The following is a 15,129-nucleotide window of genomic DNA, read 5'->3' as shown; positions in this document are numbered from 1 at the left end:
AAACCCCGCAATGCGGGGTTTTTTTATGGCGGCTATTATGCGCGAACGAAGTCGATGTGAGTCAGTTTTGGCTTGAACGGGTGACGCTGAACAGCCTGAACTTTCACTTTTTCTTCTTTACCGTCAACAACGAGGGTCAGAACTTCGCCGTAAAAACCAGCTTTAGTCTGCATGTTCCACACTTTGTCGTGATCCAGTTCGATTGCAACTGGAGCAGCTTCGCCACCATAAATGATAGCCGGGAACTTGTTGGCGGTACGCAGGCGGCGGCTCGCACCCTTGCCCTGCACGTTACGAACTTCTGCATCGATAGTAAACATTGATTTCTCTCTGTATTTAAAACCCTGCTACAGGCGACCCAGCAACAGGTGAGTGTTCTGCCCCACGGATGTGAAGCGGGCGGCATTTTATACTTAAACGCGCCCTACATCAATGAAAAGTCCCTCAGCCACGCAATTCATTCGCCCGGCGAAAACGGCCTTCATAGTCAAAGACCTTTTCCCGAACCTGCCAGAACTGGCCCTTCTTTCGCGCAACAACAAAATCGGGATGGCGCAATAAGGGTGCCTGATGAAGGATGTCGGCAACGGTTATCCAGCGCAGCGGCACGCCGGGCGTACGGGTATGCGGACGGATAAACAGTTGCTCAAAGGCGGTACGCTGGGCAGGCGTTTGCAGCCGGAACCGCTCGCTGACGTCTGCGCCGTCTTCGTCATAATAGGTAATTTTAAGCCACTCACCTTTGTCATCGGCGCCGGCTTGCAACGTCATCCCCGAACAGCGCAGCACCAGGGCGTCTTTAAGTTTCAGCGCCGCTTTCAGCATATCATCCGGATCGACCAGCACGGTGTCGCACTCCCGGCAGCGGCGGGCGGCAATGTCGTTTTCGGCATTGCACTGCGGGCAGTTTTTAAACCGAAAGCGGTAATCACACTGTTCACGATGTCCTTCGTCATCGTCAAACCAGCCCTGGCAGCGGCGACCAAAATGTTCAATCAGCGTGCCGTCGGCGGTGGTTTTGCCCCAGAAGGTATTGGCGAATCCGCAGGTGGGACAAAATACCTGCACCGGCACGTTGTCACTTTTGCCTTTTGGCGTGCCCACTTCTGGCGCGTAAAGATCGTGCGGATTGCCCGCATAATCCAGAATCAGACAATCCTTTTTCCCCGGGGCCAGGCGCAGCCCTCGTCCGACGATCTGCTGATAAAGGCTGACGGATTCGGTGGGGCGCAGAATCGCAATCAGATCGACATGGGGGGCATCGAAGCCGGTGGTGAGGACCGAGACATTCACCAGATAGCGGAATTGCTGCGCTTTGAACGCGTCAATGAGCGCGTCCCGCTCGGGGCCGGGTGTATCGCCCGTAATCAGTGCAGCATCGTTAGCCGGAAGCAGGCCGACGACCTCCCTGGCGTGTTCCACGGTGGAGGCAAAAATCATCACGCCCCGGCGCGTTTGCGCGAACTCTTCTATCTGGCTGATGATATGCGGCGTGATGCGCTGCTGTTTTTTCAGCTCTCCGTTCAAATCGGCTTCGCTGAATAAACCATTACTCTGCGCCTGCAAACGGCTGAAGTCATACTGCACGACCGGCATATCCAGACGCTCCGGCGGGGTCAGATAACCGTGCTTAATCATATAGCGAAGCGGCAGTTCATAGATGCAGTCGCGGAACAGCGCATTCTCATTTCCGCGCACCATCCCGTGATAATGGAACTGGTAAATCCAGCCTTTCCCCAGGCGAAACGGGGTGGCCGTAAGCCCAAGCAGGCGAATAGCGGGATTGACCGACTTCAGATGCGCAAGAATTTGCTGATACTGGCTGTCGTCGTCATCGCTGATGCGGTGGCATTCGTCGATAATCAACAACGAAAATTCGCTGCGAAAAAGTTCCAGATTGCGGGCCACGGACTGTACGCTGCCAAACACCACTTTCCCGTGGCTCTCTTTACGCTTCAACCCGGCGGCGAAAATATCGGCCTCCAGGCCCAGCGCCTGGTATTTGGCGTGGTTTTGCGCGACCAGTTCTTTGACATGCGCCAGCACCAGCACGCGACCGCGGGCGAGGCGCGCCAGTTCAGCAATGACCAGGCTTTTGCCCGCGCCTGTAGGGAGCACGATTGCCGCAGGCTCTTGATGTTTGCGAAACCAGGCGAGCGTGGCGTCTACGGCTTCTTGCTGGTAAGGACGAAGTGTGAAAGTCATGGGTTCTCTGATTGGTTATCTCGCACATAGTATGCCACGAAACTTTTTCCCTTGAGTGGCGCTAATAGACCGTTATACTGGACCGTTCTTGACTGCTTATTTTTCGGACATGTTGTCCGACTCCCTGCACCATTAAGGCTAAAAAGATTTCATGCGACTTGATAAGTTTATCGCTCAGCAACTCAGCGTAAGCCGCGCTATTGCCGGGCGTGAGATACGCGCCAGCCGCGTTACCGTGGACGGCGACGTTGTCCGTGACAGTGCTTTCAAACTGCTGCCTGCGCACGAGGTAGAGTTCGATGGCAATACGCTGACCCAACAGCTCGGCCCGCGTTATTTTATGCTGAACAAGCCACAAGGCTATGTCTGCTCAACCGACGACCCGGATCACCCAACGGTGCTCTATTTCCTGGATGAACCCGTGGCGCACAAGCTTCACGCGGCGGGGCGTCTGGATATCGATACCACGGGTCTGGTGCTGATGACTGACGACGGTCAGTGGTCCCACCGTGTGACCTCCCCGCGTCATCATTGTGAAAAAACCTATCTGGTGACGCTGGAGTCGCCGGTAGCGGATGACACCGCGGCGCAGTTCACCCACGGCGTCCAGCTCCATAATGAAAAGGATCTGACCAAACCGGCGGTGCTGGAAGTGATTACCCCCACTGAAGTGCGTCTCACCATCAGCGAAGGTCGCTACCACCAGGTGAAGCGAATGTTTGCCGCAGTCGGCAACCGCGTGGTGGGGTTGCATCGTGAACGGATTGGCGACATTGCGCTCGATGCGGATCTCGAACCCGGTGAATATCGCCCGTTAACGGAAGCCGAGATTGCCAGCATTGGCATGCCCCCACGCTAATTTCAGGAGCACCCTGTGACCACCAGGCCACACACCTCGTTCAGCATTGTTTTTATCCTGGGCCTGCTGGCGATGCTGATGCCGCTGTCCATCGATATGTATCTGCCCGCGCTGCCGGTGATCTCCGCGCAGTTTGGCGTACCGGCGGGCAGTGCGCAAATGACGCTCAGCACCTACATCCTTGGGTTCGCCGTAGGACAGTTGCTGTATGGCCCAATGGCCGACAGCATCGGACGCAAGCCGGTGATCCTCGGCGGCACGCTGGTATTTGCGGCAGCGGCGGTGGCCTGCGCGTTAGCTCAGACTATCGATCAGCTGATTGTGATGCGCTTCTTCCATGGGCTTGCCGCCGCGGCGGCGAGTGTGGTGATTAACGCGCTGATGCGCGATATCTACCCGAAAGAAGAGTTCTCACGCATGATGTCGTTTGTCATGCTGGTCACCACCATTGCGCCGCTGGTTGCGCCCATGGTGGGGGGCGCGGTGCTGGTCTGGTTTAGCTGGCATGCTATTTTCTGGATCCTGGCGATTGCGGCGCTGCTGGCGTCGGCGATGATCTTCTTCTTTATCAATGAGACCTTGCCCGTTGAGCGTCGGCAAAAGTTTCATATACGGACGACGCTGGGTAACTTTGCTTCGCTGTTTCGCCATAAGCGGGTCCTGAGCTACATGCTGGCAAGCGGGTTTAGCTTTGCAGGCATGTTCTCCTTCCTCAGTGCCGGGCCTTTCGTCTATATCGAAATTAACCACGTCTCACCGCAGCATTTTGGTTACTACTTCGCGTTGAACATTGTGTTCCTGTTTATCATGACCATCATTAACAGCCGCTTTGTTCGCCGGATTGGCGCACTGAATATGTTCCGCGCGGGCCTGTGGATCCAGTTCGCCATGGCGCTCTGGATGGTCTTTAGCGCCTTCTTTGATATCGGCTTCTGGGCGCTGGTGGTGGGAGTGGCGGCCTTTGTCGGCTGTGTGTCCATGGTGTCGTCGAATGGGATGGCGGTGATCCTCGACGAATTTCCTCATATGGCGGGGACGGCGTCGTCGCTGGCGGGGACCTTCCGGTTTGGCATTGGCGCTATCATTGGCGCGCTGCTGTCTATGGCAACATTTAACACCGCCTGGCCGATGATCTGGTCAATCGCCTTTTGCGCGAGCTGTTCCATTTTCTTCTACCTCTATGCCAGTCGGCCGAGGAAAGCGGCGAAATAACGCACAAAAAAGGGACCCGGGTGGTCCCTTTTTTGATGCACATCAACCAAAGCGGCGTTCGTTCACCCGGTGTTTGTTTCTTTTATGTAAAATCTATTTGTGTAAAAAGTCACACCATTGTAGTTAAAAAGGTTGAGTTAGATCGCAGAAACGGGTACATATAGCCCGAAAGCAAGCCTGTCACTGACAAAAAAACGCTCTGATAAATGAGGCACTAACCTTCTGCAAGCCGCGTCGGTTAACGGTTTCTCAGCAAAAACAGGGCAGGCTGGCCATGATGTGTTACTATAAATGTAAATAAATTGTGAAGTAAATTTTGCTTCCGGGGAACGAACGTGAATACATTACAACTCTCCATCGTCCATCGCTTACCGCAGTGTTATCGCTGGTCTGCGGGCTTTGCAGGTTCGAAGGTTGAACCGATTCCGCAAAGTGGCACGAACGGCGAAAACTCACTGGTCGCGCTGAAGTTATTAAGCCCGGACGATGAGAACGCGTGGCCGGTGATGGAGCGTCTGAGCCAGGCGTTAACCGATATTGAAGTGGTCAGCTCCGTTCTGGAGTGTGAAGGCGAGCCGTGTTTATTCGTCAACAGCCAGGATGAATTTGCCGCAACCTGCCGTCTGAAAAATTTCGGCGTTGCTATCGCTGAGCCCTTCTCCGGGCAGTATCCTTTCTGAAGTCAGCGCAGTGCCAGTAGCTGGCGCGTGTAGTCCTCTGCGGGTGCGGTAAAGACGCGCTGACACTCTCCCTGCTCAACCACTTCCCCCTGACGCAGCACGATCACCTGATGACACAACGCACGAACCACCTCAAGATCGTGGCTGATAAAAATATAGGCCAGCCGGTGCTTTTCCTGCAATCCTTTCAGTAAGGCCAGGATCTGTGCCTGGACCGTTCTGTCGAGCGAAGAGGTGGGTTCATCCAGAATAATCAGTTCCGGTTTCAGGATCAGCGCGCGGGCGATCGCGATACGCTGACGCTGGCCGCCGGAAAACGACGCCGGATAACGGTGGCGCGTTTCGGGATCCAGTCCCACTTCCTGCATGGCGTTGATCACTTCTTCTTCACGCTGGGTGGCGCGAAGGTCGGGTCGATGGACGCGTAAGCCTTCCTCAATGATTTGCAGTACGCTCAGCCGGGGGTTGAGCGCGGAGTTGGGATCCTGGAAAACCACCTGCATACGCGGGCGCACGGGAAGCATCTGACGACGATTCCAGAGATGCAACGGCTGGCCGTCGAACAGTATTGAGCCCTGTGACGCGATCAGGCGTAACAGCGCAAGCCCCGTGGTGCTTTTTCCCGATCCCGATTCTCCCACCAGCCCCAGCGCTTCGCCGGGGCGCAGGGTAAAACCGATCGCTTTCAGGACCGTATTCTTTGCGACAACCCGGCGAAGAATGCCCTTGCGAACGGGAAACGCGACCGAGAGGTTTTCAACGCTCAGCAACGGGGCGCTGCCCGGGGTGAGCGGTACAGGATCGCCCGAAGGCTCACTGTTCAGCAGCCGCTGCGTGTAAGGGTGCTTAGGTGCGCTGAACAGGGCGCTTGTGCTGTTTTGCTCCACGCAATGCCCGTTCTGCATCACCGCCACGTTATCAGCCAGCTTTTTCACGATACTCAGGTTATGGGTAATGAACAGCAGGCTCATGTTCAGCTCATCGCGCAGCTCGCGGAGAAGCTGCAGGATCTGCGCCTGAACGGTGACATCCAGCGCGGTGGTTGGCTCATCGGCAATCAGCAGTTCGGGGCGCGTCAGGAGCGCCATCGCAATCATCACGCGCTGACGTTCTCCGCCGGACAGCTGATGCGGGAAGTCCGACAGGCGTTTTGCCGCATTACGGATCCCGGTGCGGTCCAGGCAATCCAGCATTACGCCGCGTGCGGCTTCTTTGCGCATGCCCCGGTGCAGAGAAAGCACTTCATACAGCTGTTTTTCCAGCGTATGCAGCGGATTCAACGACACCATCGGTTCCTGAAAAATCATGGCGATTTTGTTTCCGCGAACGCCGCGCAGCGTTTGCTCGTCCGCATGCAGCAACGACTGTCCGTGGAATAAAATATCGCCCTGCGGGTAGACGACGGGCGGGGCGGGCAGCAGTCGCAGGATGGAAAGCGCAGAGACGCTTTTACCTGACCCCGACTCGCCGACGAGCGCCAGCGTTTCACCTGCCTCAATCTTCAGCGACAATCCACTGACCACTTCACGGGATTCACCTTGCTGCGTGAAGCGGATGGACAAATTATCAATATGCAGAAGCGGCTGAGTCATCTTATATCGCCTTATTGGGGTCGAAGGCATCGCGTACCGCTTCGCCAATGAAAATCAGCAGGGAGAGCAGCACGGCTACGGAAAGGAAGGCCGTAATGCCTAACCAGGGGGCCTGAAGGTTGTTCTTTCCTTGCAACAGTAACTCCCCGAGGGAAGGGGAGCCCAGCGGCAGACCAAAGCCGAGAAAATCGAGCGAGGTGAGGGTCGTAATGGAGCTGCAGAGAATAAAGGGCAGAAACGTCAGCGTGGCGACCACGGCGTTGGGCAGCATATGGCGGAAGATAATGCTGCGATCGCTTACGCCCAGCACCTGCGCGGCGCGGATGTAGTCGAAATTACGCGTCCGTAAAAACTCGGCCCGTACGACGCCCACCAGCGCCATCCAGCCAAACAGCACCGTAATCCCCAGCAACCACCAAAAACCAGGCTGCACTACGCTTGAAAGCAGGATGATCAAAAAGAGCGTCGGCATCCCTGACCAGACCTCGATAACGCGCTGCCCCCAGAGATCGATACGCCCACCGTAATACCCCTGAACTGCACCTGCCACCACGCCCATCACGCTGGAAAAAAGGGTAAGGAGCAGGCCGAACAGAATGGAGATTCGCGTGCCGTAAAGAATGCGGGCCAGCACATCACCGCCATTGGCGTCGGTTCCCAGCCAGTTTTGCGTGGACGGCGGGGAAGGGAACGGGGTGGTCGTGGCAAAGTTAATGCTGTTTGCCCCAAAGCGAATCGGAGCCCACAGTGCCCAGCCATGGCGATCGATCTGCGCGCGCAGCCAGGGGTCCTGGTAATCCGCGGGGGTGGCGAATGGCCCGCCGAAATCGCTTTCGCTGTAATTCGTCAGGACCGGGGTGTACCAGCGATCGTTAAAATGCACCAGCAGCGGTTTGTCGTTGGCGATCAGTTCGGAAAACAGGCTGAGGACAAACAGCACGGTAAAAATCCACAACGACCAGTATCCACGACGGTTGTGACGAAAGCGGGCCCAGCGGGCCTGGTTAACGGGGCTAAAACGCGACATTAGCGGCCCTCAAAATCAATACGAGGGTCGACCAGCGTGTAGCTAATATCGCTAATGATATTCAGCAGCAGGCCAATCAACGTGAAAATATACAATGTGCCAAACATCACCGGATAATCGCGCGAGACGGTGGCTTCATACCCCAGCAGTCCCAGTCCGTTTAAGGAGAACATCACCTCAATCAGCAGTGAGCCGGTGAAAAACATGCTGATAAAGGTGGCCGGAAATCCGGCGATCACCAGCAGCATGGCGTTGCGAAAAACGTGTTTCCACATGATCTGTTTTTCGCTTACCCCTTTTGCCCGCGCCGTAACCACGTACTGCTTGCGGATCTCATCCAGGAAGGCGTTTTTCGTAAGCATGGTCAGGGCGGCAAACCCACCAATCACCGTAGCCAAAACGGGCAGGGTTATGTGCCAGAGGTAATCCGTTATTTTTTTATACCACGGCAGGGTGCTGAAGTCGGTCGACACCAGGCCCCGTAGCGGGAAAAGATCGAAATAGCTGCCTCCCGCAAAAAAGACAATCAGTAATACGGCGAATAAAAAGGCGGGGATCGCATAGCCCACGATGATAAACGTACTGCTCCAGATATCGAACCGGCTGCCGTTGTAGATCGCCTTGCGAATGCCGAGGGGAATGGATACCAGATAGATAATCAGCGTCCCCCACAAGCCTAACGTTATGGACACCGGCAGGCTGTCTTTGATCAGTTGCAGCACCGAGGCGCTGCGAAACAGGCTGTCGCCAAAATCGAAGCGGATATAATTCCACAGCATAGTGAAATAGCGCTCATGGAGCGGTTTATCAAAGCCATAACGCTGGGTGATTTCTGCGATCACTTCCGGGTCGAGCCCGCGCCCGCCACGGTAGTTACTGTCGCTGATATTGTCGGTGCCGGTCCTGGCATGGCTGGCGCGTAGCCCGTCGTTTCCGCTGCCGGGCAAGCCGCTGCTGTGCCCAAACTCAATGGCGGCGATAGCCTGATCGACCGGGCCACCGGGGGCAATCTGCACAATGAAAAAATTAATGGTGATGATGGCCCACAGCGTCGGGATAATCAGCAACAAGCGTCGTATTAAGTAAGCACCCATTGAGATTCCCTACCGCCGCTCAGCGGGCAGTTTTGCGGCTTTATTAACGTCATACCACCAGTTATCAAAACCTATCGAATAGACCGGGCGAACCGCCGGCTGGGAGAATTTATCCCAGTATGCGAGGCGATCTTCACCCATGAACCACATGGGGAGCATGTAATAGTTCCAGGTTAACACCCGATCGAGCACGCGACCCAGAGGCAGCAGCTTTTGTTTGTCCCCTTGTGCCGCGATGATTTTGGCAATCAGCGTGTCGAGGACGGGGCTTGAGACGCCCGGGGCATTATAGGAGGAGTTAATGTATTCCGAGGCCCAGGATATCTGCAAACTGCTGCTTGGCCACGGCTGAGCCTGCCACAGCGTGGGCATCATGTCGTAATCCCGCTTGCGCAGGCGGTTAGTAATCTGTGCCGTATCAATTTGTCGGATATCCATCTTCACGCCGAGCCGTTCAAGATTATGCTGGAACGGCAGCACCCACTGATTATTGCCGCCGGAGGCGAGAAGAAGCTCAAATCTGAGCGGCTTGCCGGTTTGCGCATTCACGCGCTGTTGATTTTTCAATACCCAGCCTGCCTCATCGAGCAGTTTACTGGCTTTCAGCAGATTCTCGCGGTCGTAACCATCTGCCCGTGAGGCTGGGGGCTCAAAAATGGTGGTGAAGGCTTCAGGTGGTACCTCTGCTTTTAAGGGGGCGAGCAGGATCAACTCTGCTGCGTCAGGGTAGTGACGTGCTGCATATTCGGTGTTCTGAAAATAGCTGCTGGTTCGGCTGTACGCCCCGTAAAAGAGCGCTTTGTTCATCCAGTCAAAATCAAAGGCGAGCGTAATGGCCTGACGAACTCGCCTGTCGGCAAAGAACGGGCGCTGAATGTTGAACGCCAGCCAGCGCGTGTCCTGCGCGGAGGTGTTCGGTTGCGCCTCTTTCACAATATAGTGACGGTCAAAGTTTTTACCGATATAGCGCGTGGCCCAGTTCTTTGCGCTGACCTCCTGGCGAAAATCAAACGCACCGGCTTTGAAGGCTTCGAAAGCAACGTTATCGTCGAGATAGTAATCGTAGCGCAGCGTATCAAAGTTCCAGCGCCCGCGGTTCACCGGTAAATCGGCTGCCCAGTAATCTTTCACGCGGGAATAGATGACATATTGCCCCATGCGCCAGCGTGTGATGCGGTAGGGGCCGCCCGCCAGCGGCGGGGTGGATAAAGGGTCGCTGAGCTTATGATCTTTCCAGAAGGATTCTGGCATCACCGGGAGCGAAAAGAGGCTCAGCATATCTTCTTTGCTGGGCTTAGCCAGTTCTATGCGGACGGTGAGCGGCGCGATGGCTTTAATCGTCGTTCCCTTAAACACCACGCGAAACTGCGGCACCCCTTCGGTCATAAATTTTTGAAAGGTAAACGCCACATCGCTGGCTTTAACAGGCGTGCCATCGTGAAAACGGGCTTTTGGATTCAGGGTGACCTCAGCCCAGGAAAAATCAGTCGCATAACGCGCCATCTCGGCGACCAGCGGGTAATAGCTTCCGGGTTCATCATCAGAGGTCACAAACAGGCTGTCGTAGAGGGCATCAGTGCGCTGTGCCGGCACACCGCGCAGCGCATATCGGTTGAAGTTATCGAAGGTGCCCAGCGAGGAGAGCGTGACGCTGCCGCCTTTCGGCGCGGCAGGATTAACATAATCAAAGTGGGTAAAGTGGGCCGCATACTTTGGCTCACCCAGTACCGCAAACGCGTAGCTTTCTTTGATGGCTTGCGCCTGGCAGGTCAGGCTGAACAGCGTCAGCAGCGATAAAACGAAGCGCATTAACATTCGCAGCGTATTCCTTTTATTCTGACTCACCCGGCGTGAGCGCTTTATCAAGCTGAATAATAAGTGACGAAGCCGTCAATGTGAAATTATTCACTGTCCTTAACGAAATCAGGCTGCCACTGTATAAAGTCCGGCAACGGCATGGGACGACTAATCCAGTATCCTTGCAGGTAATTCACCCCATGCTCGCGTAACCATGCAGCCTGTTCAGGTGTTTCTACGCCTTCCGCGACGGTGACCATATTCAACCGTCTGGCAAGCGTTAGCACAGCGTCCAGCACCGGCGAGGTCACGGTTTCGGTTCCGATAGCATTGACGAATCCCCGGTCGATTTTCAGGTAATCCATGGTAAACCGCTCAAGATAAATCAACGCACTGTGCCCGGTGCCAAAATCGTCAATTGCAATTTCAAACCCTTCATGGTGGAGCCACTCAAACAATGAGCGCGCTTCACGCTGATTAATCATGTCACGTTCGGTTATCTCCAGCACGACCTGGAAGCGATCGGGGGGTAAGGAGGCCTTGAAGCGGCGCATATCCTCTTTAAACGAGTCCGCATGTAAATGGCCTGGCGCGATATTAATGCCAAACTTAGCGCCAGGGGGTAACACGGTTTGCAGCAAGGGCGCATCACGGATAATCAAATCAAAAAGATGCAGCGTCAGCGGAACAATTAACTTTTGCGCTTCGGCAAAGCTGATGAAGGCATCCGGAGGGATTTCGCCCATGGTGGGATGTCGCCAGCGCATCAAGACTTCAGCCCCGCTCATTTTGAGCTGCCCGGCGTCCACGACGGGCTGATAAACCACGTAGAACTGCCCGCGTTTAATGGCGGCAAGGATCTCCTTACCAGGATTCAGGCGCACCGTCAGTAGGTAATAGATCAGCGTGCCGGCAGCAATCCCGCATACCAGACCAAACAAGAGCGCAAAAAAGAGCTCTCCGGGCGTCCATTGTTGCGCGTAAAGATTGATTTTAAGCGGAACACCGTTAAGCGTGGCGGTACGGGTCGGGATCTCACGCAGGTCGCGGGTATTGAATAAGCGGGATGACATCGTTGTCAGCGCTTTATCGCCTATTACAATGGCAATGCCGGTAAAGTCATTCTGACGTTCCGTATAAAGCAAATAGGGCGTCAGATTAATATTGATCGAGGTGAATACGCCGCCGTCACGAATAAGGGGGTTTCGGTACCAGATGGCAATTGCAGGGCGATTCGGCAGCATCGGGGTCCCGGAGAGCAGCTCAACGTCAATGTTTTTTTGGATATTCAGCTCAGGGATCAAGTCATTAATAGCGCTGTTCATCGCCCCCGTGGCCGAAGAACAAAACGCGATGTTGTCCCTGACCAATACAAATGCCCGCACGTTGATGCTGAAGGCGGCACTGGAGGTCAGTTTAGCGCTAACGTCATCACACTGGCCGAGCGTCAGCGGCTGGAGGGCATCAATGGACGTTTTAAGCTCGTCAAAGTAGCTTTCCATATAGACGTGCAGGTCGGACATCAGGGTATCTAGCTTGGCTTCCCGCTTATGGTAGCTCCAGAAAAATTGCAGTGAGCCGCAGAGCAGGGCGATTAAAACACCTGCCAGGATGCTGCCTGTCAGTAATTTGCGGTTGCTGGAAAAGTAGCGGGTGAACATATACGTCATTGTTCCTGAACTGCCGTGGGGACGCTTTTCACGGCTTAACTGACATCGTCATATGACTGTAGTCGGAATTATGACTGAGACACGATGACTTCTTAGACCAGAAGGCAAAAAAAAACACTGCCGAAGCAGTGCTTTGTTTTATTACATTGTCAGCCAAGGGATAACCGACAATATAATAGATTAACTGCGGCTCAGTACACGACGCGCTTCGTTATAGCGCTTCTTCCAGTAGGGCTCGTTCATGCTGGAGATGGTCACACCGCTGCTGGTGGAAGCATGGACAAACTGGTCGTTACCAATATAGATCCCCACATGGCGTCCGGTTGAACCTGCACGGAACAGAACTAAGTCACCGGTGCGCAGCTTCGTGCGGGAGATTGACTTGCCCATTTCCTGCTGTTCGTAAGTTGAACGCGGAAGATCTAATCCAAATTGCTCACGGAAGGTCCGCTGGACGAAACCGGAACAATCGATACCTTTTTTGGTGCTGCCGCCCAGACGATAGCGCACGCCTTTCCAGTCAGCATACTGGTCCATAATACGGGACTTCACGTCCAGATTACGTACCATACTTTCAAATTCATCCTGAGAAGCTTGCAGTGACGAGGCATCTTCCATGCCCACAACACGCGTCTCAGGATGCATATTCTTTGCGGTGTTCGTTGTACTACATGCTGAAAGCAGGACCGCCACTGCAATCGCCGGGATGCCCCGCAAGATATATCTCAAAATCGGTTGAGATTTGACCATGTTGATTATTTTCCCTTGAAGTCCTTAACGATAAATATCGTTATAAAAATGCCAAACGTGACGAGACTAATTACCTGCGCACTTTGAGACAATTCTTTATGGTCAAATCTGTGGTTTAACGCACAATTTTATTCAACACGCGGAAAATTATCTCTGTGAGGCAAAACGTGTTCGAGATTAACCGATTGCTTTGGGCAATGCGAGCAAAAAGAAACGTTTTTTTATAAGAAATTGTGATAGAGAAAGTGAATGCGTGGCAATGCGCAAAATCTCGCCAGTTTAGGTTAAAAACCGTGCAACGTATTCATTTTTATAATGAATAATGTGACAAAAGGATGACAAATAGTGCGTAGGTGGGCGAGGAAATAATCAGGGATCGAAAACGATCCCTGATGAATGGCGCGGATTAAGGTTATTTATTTGTTTTAATTTTGTTGCGTCCACCGGGTAAATAGCAACAAAAGAGATCAACCAGACGATCGCTTAACGGCGTCAACAACATCCACGGCAGGCCAATCAGCACAGCGGAAAGCGAGCCGATGACAATATCCGTCAACCAGTGCGCGCCGATCATGACACGCGGGAAGGCGAAGACCACAACGATAATAAGGGCGATGACGAAGGCTTTCTTACCGAAATAACGCAGCATAAAGCCCGAGAAAATGAGCAGCATCATCCCATGATCGCCCGGGAAACTGTCCTTCGACGCGTCTTTAGTGGGAATATGCAGCAATTCACTGACGCGATAAATATCCGGGAAGGAGAGCGACGGGCTGGCGCGTTTTACCGGCATCAATCCCTGCGCAAGCTGGTTAATCACGACGGCGGTCAGCAACATCACCAGGCCAATCATGATGATTCGCCGACGCCCTTCTGCATCGGCTTTGCGCCAGAAGGAGAGCATCAGGCAGCCCATAGCCAGCAAAGAAATGCCGTCAAAGGCGCGGTTATTCGTCAGCGCAACCAGCCACAGGAAGGCGCGACTTTTTACCAGCTCCTGGTTAAAGAAGTGGAAAAGCCCGGAATCCAGCGGGAACCAGAAACCATGGTTTAGCGGCAGATACCAGGAGAGAAAGAGAGCCACGCCAAGCGCGTTCAGCAGTAAAATCAGGGGAAGTCTTTTCATCATCATCATGTCGGTAATGTATTCGACGGAAACGTTAGTCGTCCGAACTTAAACGAAGCTTCAACAAACTAGCCTGAAGGGCATTCCAGTCCGGGTTAACCGCACTAATTAACTCAATTCGGCTATCCGGCGGCGCAACGTTTTGCGTTTCAATGAAAAAATCCGTTCCCTGTCGATTAATCCTCACCAGGCCATCTGCGGTGCGCATAATACCTTTAACGCGCTCGACGGGGGCCAGTCGCGCCCACTCAAGGATCCCTATGGTGTCAAACCGCGTATCGGCATCAAAGATCCAGCCGCATGCCTGGTGTCCCTGACCGTGGTTCAGGTTTCGACGCCAGCGCTGTTGCTCAGGCAGGCTCAGTGCCGCCAGCCCTTTTTTCGTCGCGTGGGCGTGGGAGTGCGCTTCACTGGCAGGCAGTTCGGCGGTGTTCAGTCTGGGGAGATCGAGCAGTGCGCTGTCAATCTTGCCCTGCGTGGCGTGAATAAGGGTGCGGTTGCCGCCGAAATGCTGCCACCAGGTATCCAGTGCCGCACGGCTTTCCGGCGTGGCCCGGTCCTCTTTATTGGCAACGATAATATCGGCGCAGGCCAACTGATCGCGGAAATTATCGTTTTGCACGGCTTTCTCATCCAGGAGCTGGCGAGGATCCAGAACACACAGCGTGGCCTGCAGGTCAATCCAGGGTTCATAAACCGGGGCGGTCAGCAGGTCGAGGATCTGTTTCGGATGGCCTAACCCGGTCGGTTCAATGATCAAGCGGTCCGGTTTACCCTGGCGCAGCAGCGTATTCAGCCCCACCTGCATGGGTAAACCATTCACGCAGCACATGCAGCCTCCCGGGATCTCTTTTACCAGCGCGCCGCTGTCGGCCAGTAAAGCCCCGTCAATGCCCACTTCACCGAATTCATTGACCAGCACGGCCCATTTTTCGGCGGGATCTTTATTGGCTAACAGGTGAAGAATTGAGGTGGTTTTTCCGCTGCCGAGAAAACCCGTTACCAGATTGGTTTTGGTCACATCTACTCCAGGACACGATGATCATACTGTTACAATGATGCGTAATCCTGGTCGAAAATGACAGCGATGAGAAGGGGAAAGCGAACGGAAAAGGCC

13 protein-coding genes are annotated in these 15,129 nt (G+C 54.3%); 3 read left to right on the top strand and 10 right to left on the bottom strand.

Going from position 1 to position 15,129, the window contains the following annotated elements:
• Positions 1-35: 35 nt before the first annotated feature.
• Positions 36-320, bottom strand: coding sequence for a 50S ribosomal protein L25 (gene rplY, locus LZP96_RS14025; RefSeq protein ID WP_064326785.1), 285 nt, complete (start codon positions 318-320; stop codon positions 36-38).
• Positions 321-444: 124 nt separating this feature from the next.
• Positions 445-2,205: a DNA repair helicase RadD gene (gene radD / locus LZP96_RS14020; protein ID WP_258926109.1), complete on the bottom strand. Its 1,761-nt coding sequence runs from the start codon at positions 2,203-2,205 to the stop codon at positions 445-447.
• A gap of 151 nt (positions 2,206-2,356) precedes the next feature.
• Here radD and rsuA point away from each other — a divergent pair, with 151 nt between their 5' ends.
• The 3 genes from rsuA (at position 2,357) to LZP96_RS14005 (ending at position 4,956) form a co-directional block, all read left to right on the top strand.
• Positions 2,357-3,064: a 16S rRNA pseudouridine(516) synthase RsuA gene (gene rsuA / locus LZP96_RS14015; RefSeq protein WP_064326783.1), complete on the top strand. Its 708-nt coding sequence runs from the start codon at positions 2,357-2,359 to the stop codon at positions 3,062-3,064.
• A gap of 15 nt (positions 3,065-3,079) precedes the next feature.
• Complete coding sequence (locus LZP96_RS14010) at positions 3,080-4,276, top strand: Bcr/CflA family multidrug efflux MFS transporter (RefSeq protein WP_258926108.1); 1,197 nt, start codon at positions 3,080-3,082, stop codon at positions 4,274-4,276.
• A 335-nt stretch (positions 4,277-4,611) separates the two neighbouring features.
• Positions 4,612-4,956, top strand: coding sequence for a YejG family protein (locus LZP96_RS14005; protein WP_064326781.1), 345 nt, complete (start codon positions 4,612-4,614; stop codon positions 4,954-4,956).
• Positions 4,957-4,958: 2 nt separating this feature from the next.
• Here LZP96_RS14005 and yejF read toward each other — a convergent pair whose 3' ends face one another.
• From yejF to LZP96_RS13965, 8 genes are all read right to left on the bottom strand, one after another.
• Positions 4,959-6,548, bottom strand: a complete 1,590-nt coding sequence (gene yejF, locus LZP96_RS14000) for a microcin C ABC transporter ATP-binding protein YejF (protein ID WP_258926107.1) — start codon at positions 6,546-6,548, stop codon at positions 4,959-4,961.
• A 1-nt stretch (position 6,549) separates the two neighbouring features.
• Positions 6,550-7,575 (bottom strand): ABC transporter permease, encoded by a 1,026-nt coding sequence (locus tag LZP96_RS13995; protein WP_064326779.1) that lies wholly within the window; start codon positions 7,573-7,575, stop codon positions 6,550-6,552.
• The gene (locus tag LZP96_RS13990; protein WP_064326778.1) at positions 7,575-8,669 is read right to left on the bottom strand and encodes a microcin C ABC transporter permease YejB; all 1,095 of its coding nucleotides are present in this window, start codon (positions 8,667-8,669) and stop codon (positions 7,575-7,577) included. Before LZP96_RS13990 ends, LZP96_RS13995 begins: the two co-directional genes overlap by 1 nt.
• A 9-nt stretch (positions 8,670-8,678) precedes the next feature.
• The gene (locus LZP96_RS13985) at positions 8,679-10,484 is read right to left on the bottom strand and encodes an extracellular solute-binding protein (protein ID WP_258926106.1); all 1,806 of its coding nucleotides are present in this window, start codon (positions 10,482-10,484) and stop codon (positions 8,679-8,681) included.
• Between the two features lie 86 nt (positions 10,485-10,570).
• On the bottom strand, positions 10,571-12,127 hold the full coding sequence (pdeN, locus tag LZP96_RS13980; RefSeq protein ID WP_258926134.1) for a cyclic di-3',5'-guanosine monophosphate phosphodiesterase PdeN: 1,557 nt from the start codon (positions 12,125-12,127) through the stop codon (positions 10,571-10,573).
• A 189-nt stretch (positions 12,128-12,316) separates the two neighbouring features.
• Positions 12,317-12,886, bottom strand: coding sequence for a bifunctional murein DD-endopeptidase/murein LD-carboxypeptidase (mepS, locus tag LZP96_RS13975; RefSeq protein ID WP_064326775.1), 570 nt, complete (start codon positions 12,884-12,886; stop codon positions 12,317-12,319).
• 412 nt (positions 12,887-13,298) lie between these two features.
• Positions 13,299-14,015, bottom strand: coding sequence for a phosphatase PAP2 family protein (locus LZP96_RS13970; protein ID WP_258926105.1), 717 nt, complete (start codon positions 14,013-14,015; stop codon positions 13,299-13,301).
• 31 nt (positions 14,016-14,046) lie between these two features.
• Positions 14,047-15,033: a CobW family GTP-binding protein gene (locus tag LZP96_RS13965; RefSeq protein WP_258926104.1), complete on the bottom strand. Its 987-nt coding sequence runs from the start codon at positions 15,031-15,033 to the stop codon at positions 14,047-14,049.
• Between the last annotated feature and the right edge of the window lie 96 nt (positions 15,034-15,129).

The sequence above is a fragment of the Huaxiibacter chinensis genome (genome assembly GCF_022171985.1).
GTDB classification, from domain to species: domain Bacteria; phylum Pseudomonadota; class Gammaproteobacteria; order Enterobacterales; family Enterobacteriaceae; genus Enterobacter; species Enterobacter chinensis_A.
This window is presented reverse-complemented; position numbering and strand designations above follow the sequence as displayed.

Coding starts and splice junctions, on each gene's coding strand:
- rplY (WP_064326785.1), bottom strand. CDS start 320: ATGTTTACTATCGATGCAGAAGTTCGTAACGTGCAGGGCAAGGGTGCG.
- radD (WP_258926109.1), bottom strand. CDS start 2,205: ATGACTTTCACACTTCGTCCTTACCAGCAAGAAGCCGTAGACGCCACG.
- rsuA (WP_064326783.1), top strand. CDS start 2,357: ATGCGACTTGATAAGTTTATCGCTCAGCAACTCAGCGTAAGCCGCGCT.
- yejF (WP_258926107.1), bottom strand. CDS start 6,548: ATGACTCAGCCGCTTCTGCATATTGATAATTTGTCCATCCGCTTCACG.
- LZP96_RS13995 (WP_064326779.1), bottom strand. CDS start 7,575: ATGTCGCGTTTTAGCCCCGTTAACCAGGCCCGCTGGGCCCGCTTTCGT.
- LZP96_RS13990 (WP_064326778.1), bottom strand. CDS start 8,669: ATGGGTGCTTACTTAATACGACGCTTGTTGCTGATTATCCCGACGCTG.
- LZP96_RS13985 (WP_258926106.1), bottom strand. CDS start 10,484: ATGTTAATGCGCTTCGTTTTATCGCTGCTGACGCTGTTCAGCCTGACC.
- pdeN (WP_258926134.1), bottom strand. CDS start 12,127: ATGTTCACCCGCTACTTTTCCAGCAACCGCAAATTACTGACAGGCAGC.
- mepS (WP_064326775.1), bottom strand. CDS start 12,886: ATGGTCAAATCTCAACCGATTTTGAGATATATCTTGCGGGGCATCCCG.
- LZP96_RS13970 (WP_258926105.1), bottom strand. CDS start 14,015: ATGATGAAAAGACTTCCCCTGATTTTACTGCTGAACGCGCTTGGCGTG.